Below are 1,053 nucleotides of genomic sequence, written 5' to 3'. Positions count from 1 at the left end.
CGCGGCAGGTGCCGGCGTGCCGGCTGCACCCGGAGAACCTGGCCTACGTCATCTACACCTCCGGCTCGACCGGGCGGCCGAAGGGTGCCGGCAACCGCCACCTGGCGTTGTATAACCGGCTGGCATGGATGCAGCAGGCGTATGCGCTGGACGGCGCCGACACGGTGTTGCAGAAAACCCCGTTCAGTTTTGACGTGTCGGTGTGGGAATTCTTCTGGCCACTGATGACCGGTGCACGGCTGGCCCTGGCGGCGCCGGGCGAGCATCGCGAGCCGGAGCGGCTGATCGACACCATCGAGCGCCATCAGGTCACCACTTTGCACTTCGTGCCGTCGATGCTGCAGGTGTTCGTCCGCGAGCCGGGCCTGCAGCGCTGCCACAGCGTGCGGCAGGTGATCTGCAGCGGCGAGGCGCTGGCGGTGGACACCCAGCAGCAGGTGTTCAGCCACCTGCCCGGTGCCCGCCTGCACAACCTGTACGGGCCGACCGAGGCAGCGATCGACGTCACCCACTGGACCTGTGTCGACGAAGGGCGTGACAGCGTGCCGATCGGCCAGCCGATCGCCAACCTGTACACGCACATCCTTGGCCCGGCGTTCGAAGCCCTGCCGCAGGTGGCCATGGGCGAGCTGATGCTCGGTGGCCAGGGCCTGGCGCGTGGTTACCATCGTCGCCCGTCGCTGACGGCCGAGCGTTTCGTGCCCGACCCGTTCGGCAGCCACGGCCAGCGGCTGTACCGCACCGGGGATTTGGCGCGCTACCGCGACAGCGGGGTGATCGAGTACTGCGGGCGTATCGACCATCAGGTGAAGGTGCGCGGGCTGCGTATCGAACTGGGTGAGATCGAGGCTCGGGTGCTGGAGCACCCGCAGGTGCGCGAGGCGGTGGTGCTGGCCCAGGACAGCGGGCATGGCCAGCAGCTGGTGGCCTACGTACTGGCCGAGGAGCAGGGCATGGCAGTGGACGCCGCCGAACTGCGTGACAGCCTTCGCGAACAGCTCAAGGGCAGCCTGCCGGACTACATGGTGCCGACGCACATCCTGCAGGTGCAGG

1 protein-coding gene is annotated in these 1,053 nt (G+C 68.3%); it reads left to right on the top strand.

Annotated elements, in window-relative coordinates:
* The coding region (locus BJQ17_RS00065; RefSeq protein ID WP_139139736.1) for an amino acid adenylation domain-containing protein at positions 1-1,053 on the top strand (1,053 nt) is incomplete at both ends.

Origin of the sequence: Pseudomonas sp. NBRC 111139 (assembly GCF_001753955.1) — a bacterium.
Classification (GTDB): Bacteria; Pseudomonadota; Gammaproteobacteria; order Pseudomonadales; family Pseudomonadaceae; genus Aquipseudomonas; species Aquipseudomonas alloputida.
The sequence above is the reverse complement of the archived record's forward strand: the minus strand, read 5'-3'. Positions and strand labels throughout refer to the sequence as shown.